23 protein-coding genes are annotated in these 24,589 nt (G+C 56.4%); 9 read left to right on the forward strand and 14 right to left on the reverse strand.

The genetic code is table 11. From position 1 onward, the window contains the following. Window positions 1-1,896: a protein-disulfide reductase DsbD gene (gene dsbD, locus QPL95_RS01950; protein WP_303289325.1), complete on the reverse strand. Its 1,896-nt coding sequence runs from the start codon at window positions 1,894-1,896 to the stop codon at window positions 1-3. Window positions 1,897-2,042: 146 nt separating this feature from the next. On the opposite strand from dsbD, the gene QPL95_RS01955 reads away from it, so the two are divergent. The 3 genes from QPL95_RS01955 to pdxB are packed head-to-tail and all read left to right on the forward strand — an operon-like array spanning window position 2,043 to window position 5,075. Beyond that, a complete protein-coding gene (locus QPL95_RS01955) occupies window positions 2,043-2,606 on the forward strand; it encodes an elongation factor P hydroxylase (RefSeq protein WP_303289326.1) in 564 nt (187 codons plus the stop codon). Continuing rightward, window positions 2,603-3,898: a DEAD/DEAH box helicase gene (locus QPL95_RS01960; RefSeq protein WP_303289327.1), complete on the forward strand. Its 1,296-nt coding sequence runs from the start codon at window positions 2,603-2,605 to the stop codon at window positions 3,896-3,898. The genes QPL95_RS01955 and QPL95_RS01960 overlap by 4 nt, the downstream gene beginning before the upstream one ends. A 22-nt stretch (window positions 3,899-3,920) precedes the next feature. Next, window positions 3,921-5,075 (forward strand): 4-phosphoerythronate dehydrogenase PdxB, encoded by a 1,155-nt coding sequence (gene pdxB, locus QPL95_RS01965; protein ID WP_303289328.1) that lies wholly within the window; start codon window positions 3,921-3,923, stop codon window positions 5,073-5,075. Window positions 5,076-5,141: 66 nt separating this feature from the next. Here pdxB and htpX read toward each other — a convergent pair whose 3' ends face one another. From htpX to QPL95_RS01980, 3 genes are all read right to left on the reverse strand, one after another. Continuing rightward, window positions 5,142-6,023 carry a protease HtpX gene (gene htpX, locus QPL95_RS01970; protein ID WP_303289329.1) on the reverse strand — a complete coding sequence of 294 codons (882 nt, stop codon included), beginning with the start codon at window positions 6,021-6,023 and terminating at the stop codon, window positions 5,142-5,144. Window positions 6,024-6,116: 93 nt separating this feature from the next. Continuing rightward, entirely contained in the window at window positions 6,117-6,590 is a 474-nt protein-coding gene (locus QPL95_RS01975; RefSeq protein ID WP_303289330.1) for a hypothetical protein, read from the reverse strand. 11 nt (window positions 6,591-6,601) lie between these two features. Continuing rightward, on the reverse strand, window positions 6,602-7,816 hold the full coding sequence (locus QPL95_RS01980; RefSeq protein WP_303289331.1) for a pyridoxal phosphate-dependent aminotransferase: 1,215 nt from the start codon (window positions 7,814-7,816) through the stop codon (window positions 6,602-6,604). Window positions 7,817-8,069: 253 nt separating this feature from the next. On the opposite strand from QPL95_RS01980, the gene QPL95_RS01985 reads away from it, so the two are divergent. Beyond that, a complete protein-coding gene (locus QPL95_RS01985) occupies window positions 8,070-8,555 on the forward strand; it encodes a glutathione peroxidase (RefSeq protein ID WP_303289332.1) in 486 nt (161 codons plus the stop codon). Beyond that, complete coding sequence (locus tag QPL95_RS01990; RefSeq protein WP_303289333.1) at window positions 8,539-9,024, forward strand: MarR family winged helix-turn-helix transcriptional regulator; 486 nt, start codon at window positions 8,539-8,541, stop codon at window positions 9,022-9,024. Before QPL95_RS01985 ends, QPL95_RS01990 begins: the two co-directional genes overlap by 17 nt. On the opposite strand, the gene QPL95_RS01995 is transcribed toward QPL95_RS01990, so the two are convergent. Both QPL95_RS01995 and QPL95_RS02000 read right to left on the reverse strand, forming a co-directional pair. Further along, window positions 8,975-11,326 (reverse strand): ATP-binding protein, encoded by a 2,352-nt coding sequence (locus QPL95_RS01995; protein WP_303289334.1) that lies wholly within the window; start codon window positions 11,324-11,326, stop codon window positions 8,975-8,977. The two genes, QPL95_RS01990 and QPL95_RS01995, sit on opposite strands and share 50 nt — an antisense overlap. Window positions 11,327-11,365: 39 nt before the next feature. Further along, window positions 11,366-12,136, reverse strand: a complete 771-nt coding sequence (locus tag QPL95_RS02000; RefSeq protein WP_303289335.1) for a hypothetical protein — start codon at window positions 12,134-12,136, stop codon at window positions 11,366-11,368. Between the two features lie 239 nt (window positions 12,137-12,375). Between QPL95_RS02000 and QPL95_RS02005 the strand changes: the two genes are divergently transcribed. Then, on the forward strand, window positions 12,376-13,386 hold the full coding sequence (locus QPL95_RS02005) for a LysR family transcriptional regulator (RefSeq protein WP_303289336.1): 1,011 nt from the start codon (window positions 12,376-12,378) through the stop codon (window positions 13,384-13,386). On the opposite strand, the gene QPL95_RS02010 is transcribed toward QPL95_RS02005, so the two are convergent. From QPL95_RS02010 to QPL95_RS02045, 8 genes are all read right to left on the reverse strand, one after another. Further along, the gene (locus tag QPL95_RS02010; RefSeq protein WP_303289337.1) at window positions 13,375-14,340 is read right to left on the reverse strand and encodes a GNAT family N-acetyltransferase; all 966 of its coding nucleotides are present in this window, start codon (window positions 14,338-14,340) and stop codon (window positions 13,375-13,377) included. The genes QPL95_RS02005 and QPL95_RS02010 overlap by 12 nt on opposite strands. Window positions 14,341-14,343: 3 nt before the next feature. Continuing rightward, window positions 14,344-15,495, reverse strand: a complete 1,152-nt coding sequence (locus tag QPL95_RS02015; protein WP_303289338.1) for a cupin domain-containing protein — start codon at window positions 15,493-15,495, stop codon at window positions 14,344-14,346. A 14-nt stretch (window positions 15,496-15,509) separates the two neighbouring features. Continuing rightward, complete coding sequence (gene purB, locus QPL95_RS02020) at window positions 15,510-16,877, reverse strand: adenylosuccinate lyase (protein WP_303289339.1); 1,368 nt, start codon at window positions 16,875-16,877, stop codon at window positions 15,510-15,512. 72 nt (window positions 16,878-16,949) lie between these two features. Further along, window positions 16,950-17,570 (reverse strand): high frequency lysogenization protein HflD, encoded by a 621-nt coding sequence (gene hflD, locus QPL95_RS02025; protein ID WP_303289340.1) that lies wholly within the window; start codon window positions 17,568-17,570, stop codon window positions 16,950-16,952. Further along, window positions 17,567-18,745 carry a tRNA 2-thiouridine(34) synthase MnmA gene (gene mnmA, locus QPL95_RS02030; RefSeq protein ID WP_303289341.1) on the reverse strand — a complete coding sequence of 393 codons (1,179 nt, stop codon included), beginning with the start codon at window positions 18,743-18,745 and terminating at the stop codon, window positions 17,567-17,569. Before mnmA ends, hflD begins: the two co-directional genes overlap by 4 nt. 50 nt (window positions 18,746-18,795) lie before the next feature. Next, window positions 18,796-19,245 carry an NUDIX hydrolase gene (locus QPL95_RS02035; RefSeq protein ID WP_303289342.1) on the reverse strand — a complete coding sequence of 150 codons (450 nt, stop codon included), beginning with the start codon at window positions 19,243-19,245 and terminating at the stop codon, window positions 18,796-18,798. Further along, window positions 19,242-19,880: a pseudouridine synthase gene (locus QPL95_RS02040; RefSeq protein ID WP_303289343.1), complete on the reverse strand. Its 639-nt coding sequence runs from the start codon at window positions 19,878-19,880 to the stop codon at window positions 19,242-19,244. Before QPL95_RS02040 ends, QPL95_RS02035 begins: the two co-directional genes overlap by 4 nt. A gap of 136 nt (window positions 19,881-20,016) precedes the next feature. Further along, window positions 20,017-20,319: a cold shock domain-containing protein gene (locus QPL95_RS02045; RefSeq protein ID WP_303289344.1), complete on the reverse strand. Its 303-nt coding sequence runs from the start codon at window positions 20,317-20,319 to the stop codon at window positions 20,017-20,019. Between the two features lie 350 nt (window positions 20,320-20,669). Here QPL95_RS02045 and clpS point away from each other — a divergent pair, with 350 nt between their 5' ends. The 3 genes from clpS to QPL95_RS02060 all read left to right on the forward strand — a co-directional run bounded on the left by clpS (window position 20,670) and on the right by QPL95_RS02060 (window position 24,579). Beyond that, window positions 20,670-21,029 (forward strand): ATP-dependent Clp protease adapter ClpS, encoded by a 360-nt coding sequence (gene clpS, locus QPL95_RS02050; protein ID WP_303289345.1) that lies wholly within the window; start codon window positions 20,670-20,672, stop codon window positions 21,027-21,029. A gap of 18 nt (window positions 21,030-21,047) precedes the next feature. Further along, complete coding sequence (gene clpA, locus QPL95_RS02055) at window positions 21,048-23,318, forward strand: ATP-dependent Clp protease ATP-binding subunit ClpA (protein ID WP_303289346.1); 2,271 nt, start codon at window positions 21,048-21,050, stop codon at window positions 23,316-23,318. 211 nt (window positions 23,319-23,529) lie between these two features. Beyond that, on the forward strand, window positions 23,530-24,579 hold the full coding sequence (locus tag QPL95_RS02060; protein WP_303289347.1) for a putative solute-binding protein: 1,050 nt from the start codon (window positions 23,530-23,532) through the stop codon (window positions 24,577-24,579). The last annotated feature ends 10 nt before the right edge of the window (window positions 24,580-24,589 follow it).

A 24,589-nucleotide genomic window follows, 5' to 3' on the forward strand; every position in this document is an offset into this window, starting at 1 on the left:
TCAGGTGTCTTGCGGAAGTTTGCTCAGATGAGCAAGGAACGCCTGCTTGTCCATTTCGCCCAGTACTCTGGCACCCGGCAACTCTGCACCGTTGGTTTCATAGAACAGGATGGCGGGTGGCCCGAACAGCCCAAGTTCGTTCAACAAGGCTTGTTGTTCAGGTGTGTTATCGGTCATATCGATCTGTAGCAGGGTATGGCGCCCAAGTGCCTGGATGACCTCTGGTTGATTGAAAACGTTTCGTTCCATGACCTTGCAGGAGATGCACCAGTCAGCGTAAAAGTCGAGCATGACCGGCTTCTGTGATGCCCGGGCGCTGGCCAACAGGGCCCGAATCTGCGCAGGGTCTTCCACTCTCTGGAAGGCAGCGTGGCTCGGGGAACTGTTCTCAAGCGTGCCAGCCGATACTGCGAACGGTGCCAGCGGTCGCAGTGGGTCGTTGGCACCACTGACGGCGCCGGCCAACAGAGCGAGACCATAAGCAAACATGACCAGTCCCAGACCTTTACGGGTGCGCTCCCATCCGGCACGGGCTGAGTCGAAGGCGCCGAGTTGAACGCCGGTTATGGCAATCAAGATGCCCCAAAGCATCAGGCTCGTCCAGGCCGGTATCAGGCGCTCGACCAGCCATATGGCGACCGCCAGTAGCATCACGCCATAGAAGTGTTTGACCGCTGTCATCCAGTGACCGGAGGTTGGCAAGAGCTTGCGCCCTCCCACGGCTACAAGGATCAGTGGAACGCCCATTCCCAGGCCAAGAGCGAGCAGGGCGACGCCGCCGATCACTGCGTCCTGAGTGGTGGAAATATAGAGAAGGCTGCCCGCCAGAGGTGCTGAGACGCAAGGTGAGACGATCAGTGCAGACAGGGCGCCAATGCCGAAAATTCCAAGTACGCGAGTACCCGTCATGCGGTGGCTGGCATCGTTCAGGGGCTCTCGTATAAATCTCGGTAACTGAATTTCGAACAGGTCAAACATCGACAGGGCAAATACCACAAACAGGGTGGCAAAAATGCCCAGAACCCAGGGAGACTGAAGCTGGGCCTGGAGGTTAAAGCTGGCGCCAAGTAAACCGGTAATAACACCCGCGGCCGCATAGGTTATCGCCATGCCCAGTACATAGCTGCTGGCTAGCACCAGGGCATGGCCTGTCGTACGGGTATTGTGGCCGGACACCATGCTGGAAATAATCGGCACCATAGGCAATACGCAGGGGGTAAATGTCAGCCCCAGGCCGAGCAAAAAAAACACTGAGGCAATCATCCATATAGACTGGCTGGACAAGAAGCCGGCGAGCCCGGTCGCGCTGGAGGTGCTGTCATCACTGGTCCCGGCTGTGCCAGCACGGTCGGCCGTAACGCTGTCAGCTGTTCCGGAGCCATCTTTGCCTGGGGCGCCACCTTTGCCTGGATAGTACAGTACATCTCTGGTTTGAGGGGGGTAGCACAAGCCGGCTTTAGCGCAGCCCTGATAACTCACCTGAAGCTCTGCTTCGGACACACCGGCAGGCAGGGAGACGGGGACTCTGGCGCTTACAGGGTCAAAAAACACCGTCATTTCACCGAAAAACTCATCATCGGTGACAGTGCCGGCCAGAGAAAACTCCGGCTCACCAACGCTGACGCCTTCAGTGACGGCGGTCACTCGGATGCGACTTTTATACAGGTAGTGCTCGGGTGCAATGTTCCAGGTCAGTACCACGGCGCCGGTGTCAGTGGTGTAGTTGAACGGCAAAGCTTCATCAACGGGCAGAAAGTCGCTGTTTCCGGAACCGAAAAAGGAATTTCCGGAAGCGGTGGCTGTAGCGGGGATGATCATGCTGAATAGTGCAGCGGCGATCAGGAGCGCGGGCTGGATGCGCTGAAAGAGGTGCCGGAAAACAGGAAACGCGGTCATGAATCTTTCAATATCCTGTGTCGTAAATGCGTGAAGTCGTTCTGCCGGCAATGGACACAGGGGGCGCTGGAAAGTTCCCTCTGGTATTGCCTGCAGTAAAGTCGCACAATAGCTAACCGATGAATCACAATCCAGACGATCTTATCATGCTGTTCAATGACCTGTTCCGGGAAAGCTATCGGACAATCCTGGTCAAAGGCAGTGACGAACCGGAATACCTTCCAGCAAGCAAGCCTGACGGGCTTGCCAGGGTTGTTTTTGCCCACGGTTTTTTTGCCAGTGCCTTGCACGAGATCGCCCACTGGTGCTTAGCGGGTGACGATCGGCGCACATTGCATGACTATGGATACTGGTATTGTCCTGACGGGCGCACACCTGAGCAGCAGCTGGCCTTCGAAAACGTTGAAGTTAAGCCCCAGGCCATCGAATGGCTGTTGTCACTGGCAGCGGGCTCCCGATTTCATATCAGCGTGGACAACCTCGCGGGCAGTGGTGCAGCGAACGAGCCATTATTCCGGCAAAAGGTCTGTCATCAGGCTGCCCACTATCTCGAATACGGTTTGCCTGAGCGGGCACAGCAGTTCTTTGACGCCCTCAGGCACTTCTACAATACCTCAGCCCGCCTGGTGCATAACTGGACCTGCGACAAGGTCCGCATCGCTGGAGCGGGTATCGAACACGATCAAACAAGGACAACTGAGACTCTATGACATCTGACCCAAAGCATACTGGCGATTTGCGCTTCAGCGATCTGAATCTGGACCAGCGCCTGCTCGATGCCATTACCAAAATCGGTTTTGAATTCTGTACACCCATCCAGGCAGAAACGCTGCCCTGGACCCTGGCCTGTGAAGATCTTATCGGCCAGGCCCAGACCGGCACCGGCAAGACCGCTGCTTTCCTGATCACGGCGATTCAGACTCTGCTCGAAACGCCGATACCGGAAGATGACCGCTTCGCGTCTGAGCCACGGGTTCTGGCGCTGGCGCCCACCCGGGAGCTGGCTATGCAAATTGCCAAGGATGCAGAGCAGCTGTGCCGCTATACCGGCCACAATGTGGTGACGGTCGTCGGCGGGATGAATTACGACAAGCAGCGGGAGCAGCTGCAGAACGAGATCGTGGATATTCTGGTGGCAACCCCTGGCCGGTTGATCGATTTCCTGGGTTCCCAGGATGTGTTTCTTGATCAGCTGGACATTCTTATTCTGGACGAAGCCGACCGCATGCTCGACATGGGCTTCATCCCCGATGTAAAACGCATTATTCGTAAGTGCACCCCGAAGGAGGAGCGCCAGACCTTGTTGTTTAGCGCTACTTTCAATCAGGATGTGCTGAACCTGGCGTCCATGTGGACACAGAATGCCGAGTTTGTGGAAATCGAACCGGAACAGAAAACGGCTGAGCGGGTAGAGCAAACCGTGTACCTGGTATCAGACGATGACAAGCTTCCGGTACTGGTGAACTACCTGAAGCGTCCGGAAGTCGAAAAGGCGATTGTGTTTGCAAACCGTCGGGACCAGTGCCGGGATCTTGAGGAAGATCTGAAAAATCAGGGCGTGAAGGTGTCTCTGATGTCGGGTGAAATCGCCCAGAATAAACGCCTGAAAACCCTGGATCAGTTCAAGAAAGGGGAGATTCAGGTACTCGTGGCGACCGACGTAGCGGGCCGGGGAATTCACGTAAACGGCGTAACCCACGTGTTCAACTACAACCTTCCGGAAAATGCTGAAGACTACGTGCACCGCATTGGCCGCACCGGCCGTGCTGGAAAAACCGGGGTTTCTGTCAGCTTTGCGGGTGAAGATGACGCCTACGCGCTGCCGGCTATCGAAACCTACATCAGTCAAAAGCTGAAAACAGCCATTCCGGAAGAAGATCTGATGGTGGCTATGGACAACGCGCCGATTACCCGAAAACGGGGTGGTCGCAGGCCCCAGGCAGGCCGCAGTTCCGGCGGCCGAAGCTCCGGTGGGCGTGGCCAGCGCCCTCGGCGTAATTGATTGGCGGCATGGAGCGCGGGTTATGCTGATCGTAGCAGATGAAAATATTCCCCTACTCGATTCGTTTTTTGGCGATATCGGTGAGATTCGTCGGGTAACCGGTCGAAATCTCAGTCGCAGCCAGGTCGAGGATGCTGATGTTCTCCTGGTGCGCTCGGTGACCCAGGTTGGCCCTGAGCTGTTGGCGGGCACACAAGTGCGTTTTGTAGGCACTGCCACCATCGGCACAGACCATGTGAATGTTGAGTGGCTAAAGCAGCAGGGTATTGGCTTCTCGGCAGCGCCCGGCTGCAACGCCAGCAGCGTGGCAGAGTATGTTCTGGCGGTTATTTCCCAGTTTGCCGAGCAGCGTGGGACTGAGGACTGGTCGACCCTGAGTGTTGGCATTGTTGGCGCTGGCAATGTTGGCAGCGAGCTGGCCAGGGCGCTGGAGCGACTGGACTTTGACGTGGTGTTGTGTGACCCGCCCAGGGCAGAAGCTGAAGCGGGTTCTGAAGAGGTGTTCGTCAGCTTGTTGGAGGCACTTCGATGTGACGTTGTAACGTTACATACCCCGCTGACACGTACAGGAAACCATGCAACCTACCATATGGTTTCGGATCACGAACTGGCCGAATTGGGCTCGGAACAACTGCTGATTAACGCCGGCCGGGGCGAAGTGATCGACTCCGCCGCTCTGATGCGCCGCTTGGAGCAAGGCGATGCGCCTCTGGTGGCGCTGGATGTTTGGGAGCAGGAACCCCGCATAAGCCCCGAGCTGGTCGGTCAGGTCTGGCTTGCCACCCCCCATATTGCCGGTTATAGCCTGGAGGGGAAAGTGCAAGGCACCGAGATGGTGTATCAGGCGCTGTGTCGTTTTCTGGGACTCCCTGTTCGGAAAAAGGCTGGCCAGTTTCTTCCGGAGCCTGCGCTGAGCAAGATTTCGTTCACCAGCAACGCGGTTGAAGACGAAGCCATACGGCTTGCGCTTCGTGCCTGCTATGACCCGAGAAGAGATGATCTCCGGCTAAGGCTGGCGATGAAGGGTAATCCGGACGAGCGCGCTGAGGCGTTTGACCGCCTGCGCCGTGACTACCCGGTGCGTCGGGAATGCTCCAGCCTGAAAATCCAGCTTAAGGGCACCAGCAAGTCGTTGCAGGACAGTTTCCGGGCGATGGGTTTCAAGCTGAAGATATGATCGGGAGCGGTCGCAGGTAGAGAACACAAGGGGCGCTTCGGCGCCCCTTGTGTTTGGGCAGGCAGATCAGAGATTGGCGTTCTGGAGCGCTGCAATTCGGTCCTCGAGGGGCGGATGAGTCATGAACAGTGCTGAGAGGCCTGCCCGGGCACCACGATTGATGCCGAAGGCCTGCAGGGTGTCAGGCATCTGATCCGGTACTTCGCTTTCCTGTTTCAACCGGGCAAGCGCGTTAATCATGGCGCCTCGGCCAGCCAGCTGCGCACCCGCGATATCAGCCCGGAATTCACGGCGGCGGGAGAACCAGAACACGATCGTGCTGGCCAGAATGCCCAGCACGATCTCAGCAACGATACTGACGACGAAGAAGCCGATACCGTGGCCATTTTCATTCTTGAAAACGACCCGATCGACAAATGAACCGATCACCCGGGATGCAAAAATCACGAAGGTGTTTACCACGCCCTGAATCAGGGTCAGTGTGACCATGTCGCCGTTTGCCACGTGACCGATCTCATGGCCCAGTACCGCCCGAATTTCATCTTTGTTGAACCTGTGCAGCAGGCCCTCACTGACGGCAACCAACGAATCGTTCTTCTTCCATCCCGTAGCAAATGCGTTGGACTGCGAGGCAGGGAAAATGGCGACCTCTGGCATGCCTATGCCTGCTTTGTTCGCCAACTCTGCCACGGTATCCACCAGCCAGCGTTCTGCCGGTGTGCGGGGTGAGTCAATGACCCGGGCTTTGGTGCTCCATTTTGCCATGGGTTTGGAGATGAGCAGGGAAATAAAGGCACCCGTAAAACCAAACACCGCAGCGAAGATCAGCAAAGAGCTGTAGTTGATCCCTTGTTGGGACAGGTAGCTGTCTACTCCCAGCAGGCGGAGGGTGAAGCTCGCAACCAGAATAACCGCCAGGTTGGTGGCCAGAAACAACAGAATGCGCATGGTTTTTTCCTGTCTGAATTTACCCGGAAGGTTGTAGGCTTTCTGACCTTGATATGCGGTCCTGGTTCATCGCTTCAAGAGTGTTAACTTGATTTAATGAATGGCGCTTTGTTCTGCATCGGTGAAAAATGCCGATTGCACCGCCAGGCTGATCTGGCTGGAGCTGCCGCTTTTCAGCGCGCCTCGTAAAAGGGAAATATAGGTGGACAGGTCATGCTGCACCGAGGGCGGCAGTTCCTGAGCGTGATTCTGTGTTTTGAGTTTTCTGGCCAGCACCTGCGGCGCTGGCGAGCTCAAGCGGATGAGCGCGTTGCGTGACAGCACCGCTTGGTCCAACGCTTCCTGTCGAATGGTATCCACGTACCGCAAAAGCCCTTCTTCCTCGAGCCAGAGCAGGGCGCCGAAACAGGCCATGTGTCGCTTGCTGTGCAGTCCGAATTCGTCCGGATCGTCCGGCCCTGCGATGTCCTCGACGAACAGGTTGATGCGCCTGGGAAAGGCCGCATAGAGCTGTACCAGTGCTACGGCAACGTCCTTGTAAAACTCCTCCACATGAATATCGGCCATCTGAGCTCCGTTTACTGGCGGTAGTGCTCGAGAAAGTTACCCAGCCTGCCCATGGCATCGGCAAGCGTGTCCTGCCGCGGCAGGAACACCACCCGAAGGTGCTGTTTGTCGTCGATGTTAAAGGCGGAACCCTGTACAAGCAGGATTTTCTCCTGCAGCAACAGGTCCAGTACCAGTTTTTCATCGTTGACCACGGGGAAGTGTTTCGGGTCGAGCTTCGGGAAAAGATAGAGCGCGCCCTGAGGTTTCACGCAGCTGACCCCCGGGATGTCATTGAGCATCCTCCAGGCTGTTTCGCGTTGCTCATAGAGCCGCCCGCCAGGTGCCACCAGATCATTGATGGACTGATAGCCGCCCAGTGCGGTCTGGATCGCCAGCTGTGCAGGAACGTTTGCGCACAGGCGCATGTTAGACAGCATCTCGATGCCTTCAATCAGATCTTTGGCTCGATGTTTGGCGCCGCTGATGATCATCCAGCCTGAGCGATAGCCCGCCGCACGATAGTTCTTGGACAGGCCGTTGTAGGTGAAGAACAGCACATCGTCGGCGAGTGACGCAATGGAGGTATGCACGGTGCCGTCATACAGGATTTTGTCGTAGATTTCATCGGCCAGCACGATCAGGTTGTGCTTTCTGGCCAGTTCGATGACCTGGTGCAGCAGCTCTTCGGAGTACACGGCACCGGTCGGATTGTTCGGGTTGATCAGGACAATTGCCTTGGTGCGGCGGGTGATTTTCTTTTTGATATCTTCGATATCCGGAAACCAGTTCTGCTGCTCATCGCAACGGTAATGCACGGGCTTACCGCTGGACAGGGTGACCGCAGCCGTCCACAGGGGATAGTCAGGGGCAGGAATAAGAACTTCGTCGCCGGTATTGAGCATCGCCTGCATGGACATGACGATCAGCTCGCTCACGCCATTGCCCAGATAGATGTCGTCGATGTCTACTTTGGCAATCCCGCGCTGTTGGCAGTAATGCATAACGGCCTTGCGGGCTGAAAAAAGCCCCTTGGACTCTACATAGCCCTGTGCCTGGTGCATGTTGTAGATAACATCTTGCTGAATCTCTTCCGGTACATCCAGTTCGAAGGCGGCCGGATTGCCAATGTTCAGCTTGAGTACCCGATGCCCCTCCTCTTCCAGCCGGCGCGCCTCACGCAAAACGACGCCACGAATTTCATAACACACGTTGTCGAGCTTGGCGGATTTGAAGTTGTTCTGCATGGTTTGCTGGTGTCCTTAACAAACGGTCTGAAAGAGTTCCCGGATATCGCAAGCTCCCTATTCTAGCGGAGTGATGCACCAAGGTGACAGGGGCAAAAGTGTCCAATTGTGGCGAATTGCGGATAGTTTACGGATAGGCCTTAAAGTGATCTCTGTGATGCTGGCCCGAAATGATTGCCGGCAGCACTGGTTTCAGGCAATTAGATTGTGCACAATATGATTTGAGTTGCCATTGAAACTAAGGAGAAAGCGCATGGCTGACGAATCAATCTATGATTTCAGTGCCAGGGATATCAAGGGTAATGACGTGTCCATGGCGGACTATCGAGGCAAGGTGTTGTTGATTGTTAACACGGCCTCCAAATGCGGTTTCACACCTCAGTTCGAGGGGCTGCAGTCGCTGCACAAAGAACTGGGCGGGAAAGGGTTTGAGGTTTTAGGCTTTCCCTGCAATCAGTTCATGAATCAGGACCCCGGTAATGAGAGTTCCATCAGCGAATTTTGTTCTCTCAACTACGGTGTCGACTTTCCCATGTTTGCCAAGATAGAGGTGAACGGAGAGGGTACCCATCCGCTGTATCGCTTCCTGAAAAAACAGGCGAAAGGCCTGATGGGCACTGAGAAAGTAAAGTGGAACTTTACCAAATTCCTGGTTGACGGTGAGGGCCGTGTGGTTCGCCGCTACGCACCCACTGCAAAGCCGGCGGACATTCGGGCTGACATTGAAAAGCTGCTCTGACAGGTCAGCGGATGACCAGCTGCTGGCGCTGGATAACCAGATCTGTTTTGCGCTCTATGCGGCTAACCGGGCGGTAACGGCGCGTTACCGGCCTCTTTTGACCGAGCTTGGGCTGACTTACCCACAGTATCTGGTGATGCTGGTGTTGTGGGAGCAGGACTCGGTCGGTTGCGCACCGAAAGTGTCAGAGCTTGGTCAGCGTTTGCGGCTCGACTCCGGAACCTTGACCCCGCTTCTGAAGAGGCTGGAGGAGCATCAGCTGATCCGGCGAAGCCGAAGTACTGACGATGAGCGGGTGGTCCGGGCGGTGCTTACCGATGCAGGACGAGAACTGCGCGCCGCTGCCGCCAGTGTTCCGGGCAGGCTGCTGTGTGGGCTGGATGTTGAGCCAATGCGCCTGGTTGAGCTCCGGCGACAGCTCAGGAGCCTTCTTGAGGTGCTTGAGGGAGCGGAGCCCAGCGGGCAATAGCCGTTTTCAGCTGTTCCCGGTTGTAAGGTTTCGTGATGTAGTCATTCATGCCCGAGGCCAGGCAGGCTTCTCGGTCGCCTTGCATCACGTTGGCCGTGACCGCTATCACAGAAAGGTTTTGCCAATCCGGGTTCTGGCGAATGGCCTGGGTTGCTTTATAGCCGTCCATAACCGGCATCTGACAATCCATCAGTACCAGGTCATAGGTTTTCTTCTGCAGTGCTTCAATCGCTCGTTGCCCATTCTCAGCATGATCAACCCGATGTCCCAGCTTCTTGAGAAGGCTGCTGGCAACCAGCTGGTTCACCTGGTTGTCTTCTACCAGAAGAATATTCAGCGGTGGTATTTGTACTTTTTGTGTGGCGGTGTCAGGTCCTGGCAGTTTCTGTAACGGGTGCTCTGTGCTCAGGCCTGCTGCCGTGCTCAGGCACCGGAAAAGATCTTCTCGTCGGAGTGGGATAGCCAGAACGCAGTGGCGTGGGCTATCTGCTTTGGCGGTGCCGGTTGGATCGGCGAGGATAACGCCCTGGCCACGCCAGCTGTGCACAAACGCCCGGGCTGCTACTTCGTCGTCTCCGGTGCTCACCAGCAAGATACCTTCGGGATGCCGGCTTGCACTTCGAACGGGAATAGCCCAGGCCCTCAGTTGGGATTCGATCGCCAGACGGTGAGGGTGAGCCTGAGGAATCGCCATGGCAACCCCTGTGCTTCTGAGGACTTCAAGATCCGCTGCCGGCGGGGTTTGGCCTGCCTGTTCGTGAACGGGCAAGGGCAGGGTGACGGTAAAGTGGGTGCCGGTGCCTTCGCTCGAGTCCACCAGAATCTGGCCGTGCATGCGTTCGATCAGTTGCCGGCAAAGGGTTAATCCCAAGCCGGTTCCGCCATACAGGCGTGTGGTGTCTGAGTCGGCCTGTGAGAAGGGTGAAAAAATGCGGTGCAGGCCCTTTCGGGACATGCCGATGCCGGTATCGATGACCTCCATCCGGAGGCTGCCCGTCGAATAGCTGGTTCTGACCTTGACCAGACCTCTGTCCGTGAACTTGATGGCGTTGCTGAGCAGGTTGTTGAGTATTTGCCGGGTGCGGGTGGGATCGCCCAGAAAGCTTTCCGGCAGGTCCGGATCGGTTTCATTAACCAGGTCAATCTGCCTGCGGCGCGCCTGCTGAGCGTGCAGCGTTGCGCACTCTTCAATCAGCGCTCTCACACTGAAGGGAATATTCTCCAGGCTCAGCTTTCCCGCCTCAACCTTCGAGATGTCCAGAATGTCATTGAGCAGGTCAAGCAGACTTTCGCCAGCGTTCATGGCAATTTCGATTCGGTTGCGCTGGCCAGCGTCTTTTTCACTCTCCAGGGCTAGCCCGAGCATGCCCAGTACGCCGTTCAGTGGAGTACGTATTTCGTGGCTCATGCTGGCAAGAAAGTTGGCCCTCGCCCTGGCTCTGCGAACAGCGTCTTCCTTGGCTTTCACCAGAGCTCTGTTGCCACGCTGAAGTGCTTCGTTCTTTTCAGAGATCTCACGGGTGCGGTCGTCAACTTCCCGTTCCAGTTGGTTGGAATAGTTCTTCATGGTGCTTTCAGCCATGCGGAGCCTGGCTACGCTGCTTTCCATGTTCTCCAGATGTTCGTTAATAATGCCAACCATGGTGCCGATTTCATCACCGCGATGATTTTCCGGAACGGGTAGCCGGACTTTCTCTGGCGAGCTGGCTTTTATCTGGCTAAGAGCGTTGATCAGGCTCACCATCGGCCGGGTCAGCACAAAGTAAAAAATGGCCAGCAGGGCGAGCGACAATACAAGGCTTTTGAACAGGCCGATCACCAGGGTGTTGCCTGCGCGGGTCAGGAACTGGATACCGTAATGATAGGTATCGATGGTCAGAATGAGTTGGCCGAGGGGTAGGTCTGCCAGCTGAGGTACCTGCAATGTCTCATTGAAAACTCGACTTGGCCCGAACAGGAAGTCGCTCATCCAGCGGTAGGGGGAAGCTGGGCTGCTTTGACTGGCGGCAGACATGGTCTGACCGTCACCGTCCACAATACGGGCATCGATGGTGGCGGGGTGCCGCAGCAGGCCGTCGAGCAGCTCTTCTGCCAGCCGTATGTCGATGTTGTAGGCGATCTGGGAGGCCGGGCTGTGGCTGATTTCCATCAGTGCCCGGACTTCCTGCTCCATGGCGTCGCGGGCGTTAAAATAGTCGAGGGTTATCTGGATCAGGTTGAGCAGCAGCCCGAGCGCCATCGCCACCAGCACGGTGTCCCGGGTGAGTCGAAATGAAAGCCGTTGCCGAAAGCTTTTAAACACGTTGAAAAGTCATCCCTGGGTTGACTGGCACGCCTGGCTTCAATCGTCGTAATCGGCTTTTTTCTTCCAGGCATCGTCATCCTGGAGGAAGTGATCCCATTCCCGGTCGAGCTTTGAATGGCTGTGGTCTTCGACCTTGCCGTCGGCCATGCTGGCCTCGAGCTCCTTGATTCTGGTTCGGAAGCTCTTCACCGCTTTCATTGCCAGGGCGTTGTCCTTGGATTTGCCCATTTCGGTGCTGGCCAGGTGGTAGGCGTGAATGGCCTTGCGAATCTGGTTCTGCCGGATGTAATCGCGGGCCTGGAAAACGTGCAGGTCAGCATGGGTTTTATGCACCAGGAACAGCACATACTTCAGATTTTTTTTGGCCGTGGCGGAGTCAATGCGACCGCTCTTGTGCATACCTTCAATGAGTTTGAACAGGCTCTGCAAAAGCTCTTTTACGTAACCGGACTTTTCAGGTGAATCAATTTTTACGGGTGGTCGGTTGTCTGTTTTCTCGACCACTTGTTTGCGGACTTGCTTCACTTCGTCAAGCCACTGGGCGACGGGCTGGTCTGACTTCAGGGCGGTCAGTTCGTTGCAGGCATCTTCCATTTGCTTCAACAGCAACAGCTTGAGGTCGGTGCTCAGGTATTGTCCGGGAATTTCAGAGAGTAGCCGGAAAGCTCTGTTGTAGATGTCTTGCTGCGCGGTAGTTTTGCGGGCGCGTTCAATCCGGGCCTTTTCTCGCATCTGGCTGGTGACGATAAACGCGAGGGAGACGGCCACGATGGCCGCGAGTACTAGCACGATGGTGGTGGTTTCCATGGTGGCGGTATGGCTCCGGATTTGAGTGAGCGGCCAGATCGTTACAGGCTGATCGCCAGATGTTGATGTTATTGGGTAACGTTCTGAAAGCCTAGCAGAAATTTGGCAACTCGTCCGTTTCTGGTTGTAAGCGGTAAGTTTCTGTATTCATTTCATGAATTATTTAATTTCTGTATATTGTTGCGGTGAATGTAAGTTGTTGTCGGTGATATCGAATCCCTTGCCTTGAGGAGTGCTGGATGGACATTTCGCGTGTCGACCTGAATCTGCTGGTGTACCTGGATGTGCTGCTTCGTGAGCGGAATGTCACCAAGGCCGCAAACCATCTCGGTATCACCCAGCCGGCCATGAGTAATGGCCTGCGACGGTTGCGGGACCTGTTCGCGGACCCCTTGCTGGTGCGCACCAGTGAAGGCATGACGGCGACCGAACGGGCAAGGGAGTTACAGCCTCTGGTTCGAAGCATACTGTCTGATATCGAGCAGGCCGTGCAGGAAAAAACGCCCTTCGCTGCACAGGAAAGTCAGAGGGTGTTCCGGATCATGGCCAGTGACTATGCGGAGTCCTGTCTGATGCCGCGAGTGCTGCGGCGGATTCGCCAGGAAGCGCCTCATGTCACCCTGGATGTACTTACCCCGAGTGACGTGAGCTTCCTCGATGTGGAGCAGGGCAGGCTGGATATGGCCATTAACCGGTTTGACAAGATCCCTCAGTCATTCCACCAGAAAACCCTGTGGACCGAGTACTTCGCCTGTCTGATGAATGCCCGTAACCCGATTCTCAAAGAACCGTTTACACTGGATACCTATCTGGATGCCAGCCACATCTGGGTCAGTAAAACCGGCTTTGGCGTTGGGGTGGGGGTCAATCCCAAGGATGTTCAGCGTTTGGGCTGGGTGGATGAGGCGCTGGGGCGCATGGGCCGAAAACGACAAATTTCAGTGTTCACCCGGCACTATCAGGTGGCTATGTTGCTGGCGGAGCAGCACGACTTGATCGCTACTCTGCCGTCACGGGCGGCCTGGCTTCAGAAGGACAACCCCAATCTGGTGGTGAAAGTGCCCCCCTTTGAGATTCCTCCATTCGAGCTGAAAATGGCCTGGAGCCCTTTGCTACAGCACAACTCTGACCATCAGTGGCTGCGAAAGCTGATTGCCGAAGTGGCAGAGGAAGTGGATGACGAATTTGCGCCCTTCGGCGCCCAGTTTGAATCGCCACAAGTGTCGAAGCACCTGGGTTCAGAGCGGTAGTTCCCGTAGCTCAAGTGAGGGGCGTGCGGTGTCCCACATGCGCTGGAATGCTTCTTCTTTGACTTTGACTCGCCCTCCAGCCGCAAAATTTGCGAAGCCTTCAGGTTTGTCGAAATGGTGTCGGCAGAGAATTCCTTCGCGATCCACCAGCATGAACGGCTGGTCTTCGAGGGGGTAGTCCGGATTAACCAGTCTCAGCTCAATCCGACTGGTTAGCCGGCGCATCAGTTCCACGAGCTGGTGCCGCTGTTTTACCAGAGGCTTGTCATCATGAATCAGCAGTCGCACCTCGCTTAGCCGATGCCTGCGGGCAACGGCGGAAACCAGTTCCCGCAGTTGATGACGGTCGTAAAGCTCATGGTCAAGATTGCGATCGTAAAGCCACAGGCGCTGCCCGGCCTGGCCCGCCAGGGAGTCCATCAGGCCGAGCATGGTGTCTTCGTGATCAAACAGCCAGCTTTCGGTGTCTGCACCGAGGATCAGCGGTTGTGGTCGCAACTGGGTCACTTTGTGGGCCAGTGATGGGGCAAGGCAGCGCATGTCCAGGTGAGGGATGCCGGCGTCGTCGTAGGGCGCTGAGCAGATATGGAAGCCGCACCGCTGGTAAAATCCGACGGCGTGCTGCTGGGCCGAGAGCCTGATTTCCTGAAAGCGTCCGGCGGATTCGCTCATTAGGTGGCGTAAGAGCGCTTCGCCAACGCCCCGGCCCCGGTACTCGGGAAGTACCGCCATCCGGCCGATGTAGCCGGTTTCTTCCAGCGCCGAGAACAGGCGTGCGGTCGCGATCGGAGTGTTGTTGCGGTCGACCACCAGATAGTGGTCGGCAATCTCGTCGGTATCATCCCACTCCAGTTCTGGCGGCACCTTTTGCTCATCTATGAACACCCGCTGCCGGATGTCACGGATCGAATTGGGCGCGAGTTGCCAGCTGTATTTGCGGAATCGTGGTGTCATGGCCTACTCGAAATAGATCGAGCCCTGATTGTAGAGCGTGGTCAGGAGACCGAGCAGTGCTTCGTCGCCGGCAAATTCGGCCAGTTCGGTCATGTTGACGTGGGCAGCCGAGCACAGCAAGGGTGCCAGCGGTTGCGCATCACCTTTCAGCAGGTATTGTTCGCCATCCACAAACAGGGCGGTTTCATTGTCCAGTTCATGATAGGCAAAACGAGAGCCTTCGTTCCAGCGTAATTGCTCACCGGCGCGGATGGCTTCTGCCAGGTCCTCCGGGGTGGCCGGTTCATCGGCGGGCACCACGATATCCTGGCTCTTGGGTGTCGTTGCGAACTGACCAAACCACAGGGCCAGGTTGCGGCGATCGCCAAGTTGTTCACGAATCACGCTGTCCAGCCGGTCAATTACGTCCGGAGCGATGGTGCCGGGGTTGTCCTGCACCTGTAGGTCCGGGTCGTCCAGGTGCTCCGAGGCTTTGTCCTTCTGGCTCAGGAAGTCGGTAAAGCTGGTCAGAATGTCGTCCAGGGTCGGGGCGCGGAAACCCACCGACAGAGTAATGCAGTCGTCTTCAGCCACGCCATGGTGGCCAATCCCCGGCGGTAGATACAGCATGTCGCCCGGTGCGAGAGTCACGGTTTCTTCGCCGTCCCAGCTGCTGAGAATGCGCAAGGGTGTGCCGTCTACCCGGGGCGAGGTGTGGTCGCAATGGCCGCCGAAGGTCCAACGCCGGTGGCCCTGCGCTTGCAGCAAAAAGACATCGTACATGTCGTAATGGGGCCCAACACTGCCACCTTTGGGCGCATAGCTGGCCATGATGTCGTCCAGGCGCCAGTTCGGGATAAACCGGAACTGCTCCAGCAGATCGGCGATCTCAGGCACCCAGTGATCCAGACCTTGAACCAGCAAAGTCCAGTCTTGCTCCGGAAGTTCGCTGAAACGCTCCGGAGTGAATGGCCCGTTGTGCAACTGCCAGGGTTTGCCAGCGTCGTCCTCAATGACGATGCGGGACTCAACCGCCTCCTCGCAGGCCAGTCCTGCCAGTTCGTCCGGGCTGACCGGACACTGGAAACCGGGAAAGGCCTGGCGGATGACTAGAGGCTTTTTCTGCCAGTAGTCGCGCAGAAATTCAGAGGCTGTCAGTCCGCCCAGCATGTCCATGGTGTTGCTCCAGTTCAGATGTTGCCGGCTTGTTCGACGGCATTACCAATATAGGTTTCCGGAGTCAGGGCGCGCAGTTCGGCTTTCGCGTGTTCTGGAATCTCCAGAGTCTCCACGAAATTCTTGATGACTTCAGGTGTCATCGCCTTGCCGCGGGTCAAGTCCTTGAGTTTTTCGTAGGGCTTTTCGATGTTGTAGCGGCGCATCACGGTCTGGATGGGTTCTGCCAGCACTTCCCAGGCGTTGTTGAGATCGTCGTTCAGGCGGGCCGGATTGATTTCAAGTTTGCTCAGGCCTTTTAGCGTCGCCTCGTAGGCGATCAGGCTGTGGGCAAAGCCGACACCCAGGTTGCGTAGTACGGTGGAATCGGTCAGGTCACGCTGCCAGCGGGAGATCGGCAGTTTGGCTGACAGGTGGCCAAAGATGGCGTTGGCGATGCCCAGGTTGCCTTCGGAGTTTTCGAAGTCAATGGGGTTCACCTTGTGCGGCATGGTGGAAGAGCCGATCTCGCCCGCAACGGTTTTCTGCTTGAAGTAGCCGAGGGAGATGTAGCCCCAGATATCGCGGTCCAGATCAATCAGGATGGTGTTGAATCGTGCGACGGCATCGTAGAGCTCGGCGATGTAGTCGTGGGGCTCGATCTGGGTGGTGTAGGGGTTCCAGTCCAGGCCCAGGCTTTCGATGAACTCTTTGGCGTTGGTGGCCCAGTCAATTTGCGGGTAGGCAGACAGGTGAGCGTTGTAGTTGCCAACAGCACCGTTGATCTTGCCCATTAGTTCAACCGCTTTGATCTGTTTGATCTGGCGGCGCAGACGGTAAACCACATTGGCCAGCTCTTTGCCGACCGTGGTGGGTGAGGCGGTCTGGCCGTGGGTGCGGGACAGCATGGGCTGCTGGGCGTGTTCCCTGGCTAGTTCGGCGAGTTTGTCGACTACCTTCTCCATCCCGGGCAGCAGACCGTGGTCCAGGCCCTCGCGCAGCATCAAGGCGTGTGACAGGTTGTTGATGTCTTCCGAGGTGCAGGCAAAATGAACAAATTCGGTCACTGCGTGCAGTTCCGGTATCTGGGCGATTTTCTCCTTGATCAGGTACTCAACCGCTTTAACGTCGTGGTTGGTGGTACGTTCGATTTCCTTGATGCGTTCGGCGTCGGCCAGACTGAACTCGCTGACCATCTTGTCCAGGAAGGCGTTGGCCTCGGCGGAGAACGCCGGAACTTCAGCAATGGCGGGGTGCTGGGCCAACTTTTGAAGCCAGCGGATTTCGACGGTTACCCGATTACGGATCAGGCCGTATTCACTGAAGATGCTGCGAAATACGCTGACTTTGCTGCCGTAGCGTCCATCGACCGGGGAAATGGCGGTCAGGGCGGTGAGTTCCATCGAAAACCTCTCAGTTCATCAAAGAATCGGAAAAAATCAGGGGCTGTATGATACACCAGCGCGAAGGATGAATCAGCGCAACAACTCGCGAGCGTGGTTGATCACTTTTTTGCGGTTAAAAATCAGTTGCCAGCGGCGACCGCCGCTTTGCCGCCAGAGCACGGCTGAACGAATGCCAGCCAACAGGAGAGCCCTGACTTTGGCGGCGTTTTCTTCCTGCTGCAGGACCTGCGGATTGCCGCTGACCTGAATGCGCAGGCGAAAGGTGCTGATGGTGTCACTGTAAATTGAAGCAAGATTGCCGATCAGGTTGCTGTGGGTGTAACCGAAATGACCAGCGGTGTGGCGGGCCTGATCAATACGGTTTCCGATCACCTCAAGCATATCCGGACTGCGCTTAAGGCTGGACTCCAGCTGCATCAGGTTCAGCACATAGCGAAGTATTTCAGCATCCTGAGGCCGGCTTTGCTGTGCAAGCGAGGTTGACAGCGCGTCGAGGCCCTCTCGGATATCCGACAATTCGCCGCCGTAGACATCGAGTGTGGATGCGGGGTCACTGGCAAATAGTGAGCGTATGCAGGTTTCCAGGCTCTCTTCGTTGCAGCTGCCATGGTGGGCAACCTGCCGAACCAGGGATGCGGCCTGAAACAGGCCGGCAAGCGCAAGGGTCTGGTCGTGCAGGGAGCGGCTCATGATCCTGCTCCCACGGTTTCTGTCTGGCGGAGGCGTTCTGGCAATGCTTCGTCGTCCCGCCAGGTCTGTTCAATAACACCACCACCAAGACACACCTCATGGATATAAAATACCACCGATTGGCCTGGGGTGACGGCCCGCTGTGCGTCGTCAAACACCACTTTCACGCCGCCGTCGATGACGGTGACTTCGCAGTCCTGATCCGGTTGGCGGTAGCGGGTTTTTGCTTTGCATCGGAATCGCTGTGCCAGGGGGGCGCCGGCAATCCAGTCGATGGGGCCCGAGACCAGGCCACGAGAGAACAGCAATGGGTGGTTCTTTCCCTGCACTGCAATCAGTACGTTACGGCCCAGGTCTTTTTCTGCGACATACCAGGGCTCGTCGCCGAATTCCGCGAGCCCACCAATGCCAAGGCCCTGGCGCTGGCCGATGGTGTGGTACATCAGGCCCTGGTGCTTACCAATCACCTGGCCATCGGGTGTTTCGATATTGCCAGGTTGGGCCGGCAGGTACTGCTTCAGGAAATCGGTAAATTTGCGTTCACCAATAAAGCAGATACCGGTGGAGTCCTTCTTGTCGTGCGTGACAAACCCCTGGGCTTCGGCAATTCGGCGCACCTCTGGCTTTTCCAGTTCCCCGACGGGAAACAGCGTACGTGCGATACGGTCACCGGATACAGCGTGCAGGAAGTAGCTTTGATCCTTGTTCGGATCCAGGCCTTTCAGCAGTTCCGCTTTGCCGCTACCGTCGTCGAGTGGGCGCTGGCGGGTGTAGTGCCCGGTTGCGATATAGTCGGCGCCCAGCGTAACCGCGTAATCCAGAAAAGCCCGGAACTTTACTTCCTTGTTGCAAAGAATGTCCGGGTTGGGCGTTCGCCCGGCACTGTATTCAGACAGGAAGTGTTCGAAAACCCGGTCCCAGTATTCGGCAGCGAAGCTGGCGGTGTGTAATTTGATGCCAATGGCGTCGGCCACTGCCTGGGCATCCGCCAGATCGGTCATGGCGGTGCAATACTCGGTGCCGTCGTCTTCATCCCAGTTCTTCATGAACAGGCCTTCCACCTGGTAGCCCTGGTCTTTTAACAGCCAGGCGGCAACCGACGAGTCCACGCCGCCGGACATGCCAACGATCACGCGAGTATCTTGAGGGGCTTTGGTTTCAGGATTCTGGGTCATGGGCCTTCTGGTAACCGGTTAAAAGCGGGAATTTTATCACCTTGTGATGATTACGTCTGTCCGTCGATGACCACATCAAGGGGGAATTGCCGGCCGTTTCGGTAATCCTCGATGCATTGCAGCACTAACGGACTGCGTAGTTGTTGGCCGAGGTGGCGGATTTCATCAAGCGTGAGCCAGTGGGAAGCAATGATGCCGGTATCCAGCTCCGAGGTAACCTGGCGAAGCGCCTTGGCCGCGTAGCAGAACCGGTAATAGGTGGCACCGTTGGCTGGCGCTTTGTAGGTGTAAACGCCGAGAAAGTACGAGGGCTCCACTTCCCAGCCGGTTTCTTCCAGGGTTTCACGGCGCACAGCATCGAGTATGGCTTCGTCTTCCTCTATGTGGCCTGCCGGTTGGTTGAAGACAACTTTGCCGTTGCTGACTTCTTCCACCAGCAGGAATCTGCCCAGATTATCTTCTGCAATAACAGCCACGGTGGCGTGAGGTTTCCATGTCATTTTGGTGTGGTGCTCCTGTTGGCTTTGCGGTGCCTGGCATTGGGTTTTGCGGACCGAACCGGGCCTGGCTTTGGGTTGTCTGGAATATGCACGCTTTCGAGCCGGAACTGGCCTGGCTGAAGGTGATCCAGAGTCCAGTCACCGATTCGGTAACGGATAAGTCGCAGGGTAGGGAAGCCGACTGCCGCGGTCATCCGGCGTACCTGGCGGTTTCGTCCCTCACTGATCGTGAGTTCCAGCCAGCTGGTGGGTATCGACTCCCTATGACGTATCGGCGGAACTCTTGGCCAGACACCGGGTTGATCCATGCGGCGGGCCTTGGCAGGCCGGGTGGGGCCGTCTTTCAGGTGGACCCCGTTGCAGAGTTGCTCGATGGCCTGGTCAGTCAGGTCACCCTCGACCTGAACCCAGTAGGTCTTCGGCATTTTATTGCGGGGTGACGCAATCCTGTTTTGCAGCGGGCCATAATCTGTCAGCAACAGCAAGCCCTCAGAGTCGTAATCCAGCCGTCCGGCCGGGTAATACCCGGGTTTTTTGATCCAGTCGGCGAGTGTGGCGCGAGGATTTTCTGCCCGTTCGTCTGTGAACTGGCTTAACACCTGAAAGGGTTTGTTGAACAGGATGAGTTTTGCCATTCACAAGTCCCTGTCAGTTGCGGGTGTGCCGGAGTGACAAGCCTAATGGAATGGCGTTTCTGAAAAAAGCACAAAAAGAAGAGCCCGCCGGTTCTTACCGGCAGGCATTACTGGGTTAACCGGCCAGAACTCTGCGTCAGGCGTTTACGGCTCTGGGCGGATATCCGTCCCGGCCCGAAACGCTCTGGTCTTCCGCCTGAGTATCCTGGCCTTCTTGTGTGCCCTGCGCAGGGATCTCGTCCGGGACGATATTCACTGCATGCACACCTTTATCACTCGGCTTTTTATCGAAGCTGACCGGCTGGCCTGCCTTCAGGGTTTTGTACCCGTCCATTTGAACCGAAGAAAAATGGGCAAACAGATCATCACTGCAGCCGTCTTCGATGATAAAGCCGTATCCCTTGGCGTTGTTGAACCATTTGACTTTGCCTCTGGGCATGGTGAACTCCCCTGTTCCTTTGCTGTCACTCTTATTATTGGAGTAAGTGCTTTATCTCCGGTCGCGGTTGTTCCGTGCCGGACCCGGCGCGCACCCGGTTGCTTTCGGTTACGCTGTGTTACACGATGACTGTGCGGTATTACATGATTTTACAAATCATGTTAACTGTCGGCCAATACGGTTTCTGAGTCAAGAGTCACAGCCGGTTGAATAAGTGTTTCATCAAGGTATGGAACCGGTATCATGACTTTATTGATAAATAACGCACGCCTGAACCAGAGCTGGCCTTGAAAACTCTGGGTCGGGCAACCACATTAAGTCAGGAATCCGAATAACCGGTAAACAGAACCATGCGGACAATTGAGAATTCTCTACTAGTATTCAATCAGGGGGAGGACGAACAGCCGGGGCGTCAGGAAGGTGTCAGTGTTGCGCCCGAGAAGCCTGCTCTGAAGCGTCCCGCCCGGTACAGGGTGGTACTCCTGAATGACGATTACACCCCCATGGATTTCGTGGTGGAAGTATTGATGACTTTCTTCGCAATGAACGAAGAAAAGGCGACGCAGGTGATGCTGCTCGTCCATACGCAGGGAAAAGCCGTATGTGGGGTATATACCCGCGACATCGCAGAAACGAAGGCAGCACAGGTGAATCAATATTCTTCGGAATGCGAACACCCACTGCTTTGCGAGATTGAACGCGCGGACTGACAGACCTAGGGGTGGCCCATGCTGAGCAAAGATCTTGAAATTACGCTGAATACAGCCTTCAAAAATGCCCGCGATAAGCGTCATGAGTTCATGACTGTCGAGCATTTACTGCTGGCCCTTCTGGACAATGAATCGGCGGTGGGCGTACTGAAAGCCTGCGGTGCAGACCTCAAGCGGCTTGAGGATGAGCTGGTTGAATTTGTTGACTCCACCACACCGCTGATCCCGAGCAGTGACAGCGAGCGGGAAACCCAGCCTACGCTGGGGTTCCAGCGTGTGTTACAGCGGGCCGTGTTCCACGTACAGTCCTCCGGAAAGAAAGAAGTCACCGGTGCCAATGTGCTGGTTGCTATCTTCAGTGAGCAGGAGAGCCAGGCGGTCTATGTGCTCAAGAAGCAGAACATTGCCCGCATTGATGTGGTTAATTTTGTCTCCCATGGCATTTCCCGGGTTCAGGGGGCCGAAGATCAGGAGGGGGCAGACCATGGTCCCCACGACGAAGCGGGCGAAGATGGCGGGCATTCCCGGCCACTGGAAAGCTACGCAACCAATCTGAACGAGCAGGCGCGCCAGGGTCGTATTGATCCGCTGATTGGCCGTGAGCTGGAAGTAGAACGAGTGGTGCAGATTCTGGTGCGCCGCCGTAAAAATAATCCGCTGCTGGTTGGCGAGGCCGGTGTCGGTAAAACGGCGATTGCTGAAGGCCTGGCGAAGCGCATTGTCGACGGCCAGGTGCCAGATATTATCTCTGATGCGGTGGTTTATTCGCTGGATATGGGCGCACTGCTCGCGGGCACCAAGTACCGTGGCGATTTCGAGAAGCGTCTGAAAGGCCTGCTCAGCGATCTGAAAAAGCAGGACCATGCCATACTGTTCATCGACGAGATTCACACGATCATTGGTGCGGGGTCCGCGTCTGGTGGCGTGATGGATGCCTCGAATTTGCTCAAGCCCATGCTGGGTTCCGGTGAGCTGCGCTGCATTGGCTCAACGACATTCCAGGAATTCCGTGGCATCTTCGAGAAAGACAGCGCGCTGGCGCGTCGCTTCCAGAAAATCGATGTGAATGAGCCGAGCGTTGAGGACACCTACCAGATTCTGAAAGGGCTGAAGCCCAGCTTCGAGAAACATCACGATCTGACCTATACCGACCAGGCCCTCCGGGTGGCGGCGGAATTGGCGGACCGTTACATCACCGACCGGCACCTGCCGGACAAGGCGATCGATGTGATTGATGAGGCGGGCGCCCGTCAGCGCCTGCAGCCGGAAGACAAGCGCAAGAAAACGGTTGAAGTTACTGACATCGAAGATGTAGTTGCCAGCATTGCGCGGATTCCGCCGAAAAATGTCTCCACCAGCGACAAAGACTTGCTTCGGAATCTGGAGCGGGATCTTAAAATGGTGGTATTCGGTCAGGATCCGGCCATTGAATCCCTGGCGACCGCCATCAAGCTGGCTCGCGCTGGCCTGAAAGCGCCTGAGAAACCGGAAGGTGCGTTTCTGTTTGCCGGCCCTACAGGGGTTGGTAAGACTGAGGTCACCAAGCAACTGGCCAAGGTGCTCGGTATCGAACTTGTGCGATTTGATATGTCGGAATACATGGAGCGACATACTGTATCGCGCCTGATCGGTGCCCCTCCGGGCTATGTGGGTTATGACCAGGGCGGTTTGCTGACAGAAGCAGTCAACAAGCACCCGCATTGTGTGCTGCTGCTCGATGAGATCGAGAAGGCGCACCCGGAAGTGTTTAACCTGTTGTTGCAGGTGATGGATCACGGCACCCTGACCGATAACAACGGACGCAAAGCCGATTTCCGACATGTGATTCTGGTGATGACCACGAATGCGGGTGCCGAAAGCATGGCCCGCCGCTCGATCGGTTTCAACGAGCAGGACCACAGTACCGATGGTATGGAAGTGATCAGCAAAACCTTCACGCCGGAATTCCGGAACCGTATCGACGGCATCATTCAGTTTGCTGACCTTCAGAAGGCAACCATCACTCACGTGGTGGACAAGTTCCTGACCGAGTTGCAGGCACAACTGGACGAGAAGCATGTGGTATTGCATGTGGATGAGGCGGCCAAGTCCTGGCTGGCCGATAAGGGCTACGATGTGACCATGGGCGCGCGGCCGATGGCACGCCTGATTCAGGACAAGATCAAGCGGCCACTGGCGGAGCAGATCCTGTTTGGCAGGCTGTCTGAGAAGGGCGGTGACGTCTTTATTCAGCTGAAGGACGACGAGCTGGTGTTTGATTACGAGGATGAGCCGGCCGAAGCGTTGTGATGTGACGCTCTCGTGCAGGATATAACCGCTGTCGGTGCCGGCAGCGGTTTTTTTATTGTCTGAAAAACCTGTATAGGGGCTGTTGGCCGAATTTGGCCGGATGCCCCGGCCGCACCGTCAATTCAATTCGGGACGACTTCTGTCAATTTTCGCGGTAGACCGTGGTGGTTGTACACGGCTTGCCGAGAATAATGATAAGGAAGCGCGCCTGATGAACGCATTTTGTCGCATACCACTGACGCTGACTGTTCTAGCCGGTCTGTTCTTTCTGGCTTACCAGCCAGCCCTTGCAGCCCCGGAGAAAAAGCAGTTTTGCGTTTTCGATGTGGCCGGCGCCAACGGCTTCGTGTATCAGTTGCTCCGGGAATATCAGCGGGGTGCTGTCAGTTCTGGCGTGGCCTTGGACATGCAGCCTTATACGGATGAGGATCAGGCGGTCAGGGATTTCCGGCAAGGCCGGTGTGATCTGGTGGCCTTGACCGATATGGGGGTCCGGCATTTTAACGATTTTACCGGCTCCATCAGTGCTATTGGCGCGGTACCACGTTATGAAGATCTGCGGGTTTTGCTGTACGGCATGTCCAGCCCTCGAATTGCCACGCACCTTAGCCAGGATGGTTATGAGGTGCTGGGCGTTGCCCCGATGGGGGCCGCCTATCTGTTCGTGAATGATCGAGGGATAAACCACGTCGCTGCGCTTGAAGACAAACATATTACCGTCTTCGAGGGTCATCATGACGCCCGGCACATGGTGGAATTTGTCGGGGCGAAACCGGTAACGGCGAAAATTTCGAATTTTGCCCACTTGTTCAACTCGGGCCAGGCCGATATCAGCTACGCGCCGGCAGCGGCCTGGGAAGTACTTGAAATGTTCAGGGGCGCGGGTGACCGGGGCGGTATTATCAGGTATCCCGTTGGTCAGGTAACGGTTCAGTTGGTGGCACGGGAAGGTACATTCAGCCCGGAATTTGTGCGTGAGTCCCGAAAGCTGATCGCCCGTCTCTATCCGGAGGCAATCCGGGTGATTCGGCAATTTGAGGACCGTATTCCCGCGGAGCGCTGGGTGGATATCGGGGCCGAGGATATGCGGGAATATCAGGAAATGCTCAGGCAGGTGCGCATTGACCTGCTGTCGGGCAAGGAACAGAAGAATCAGTTGGCCGCTGCGGTCTATCACGAAGACATGATGACCATCTTGCGAAAGATACGTTGCTACACCAATCCGGGCGCCAGCGAATGCTCTGATCAGGACCGGGAGTAGTTCCGGGGGG

Origin of the sequence: Marinobacter sp. SS5-14b, from assembly GCF_030541005.1 — a bacterium.
Lineage (GTDB): Bacteria > Pseudomonadota > Gammaproteobacteria > Pseudomonadales > Oleiphilaceae > Marinobacter.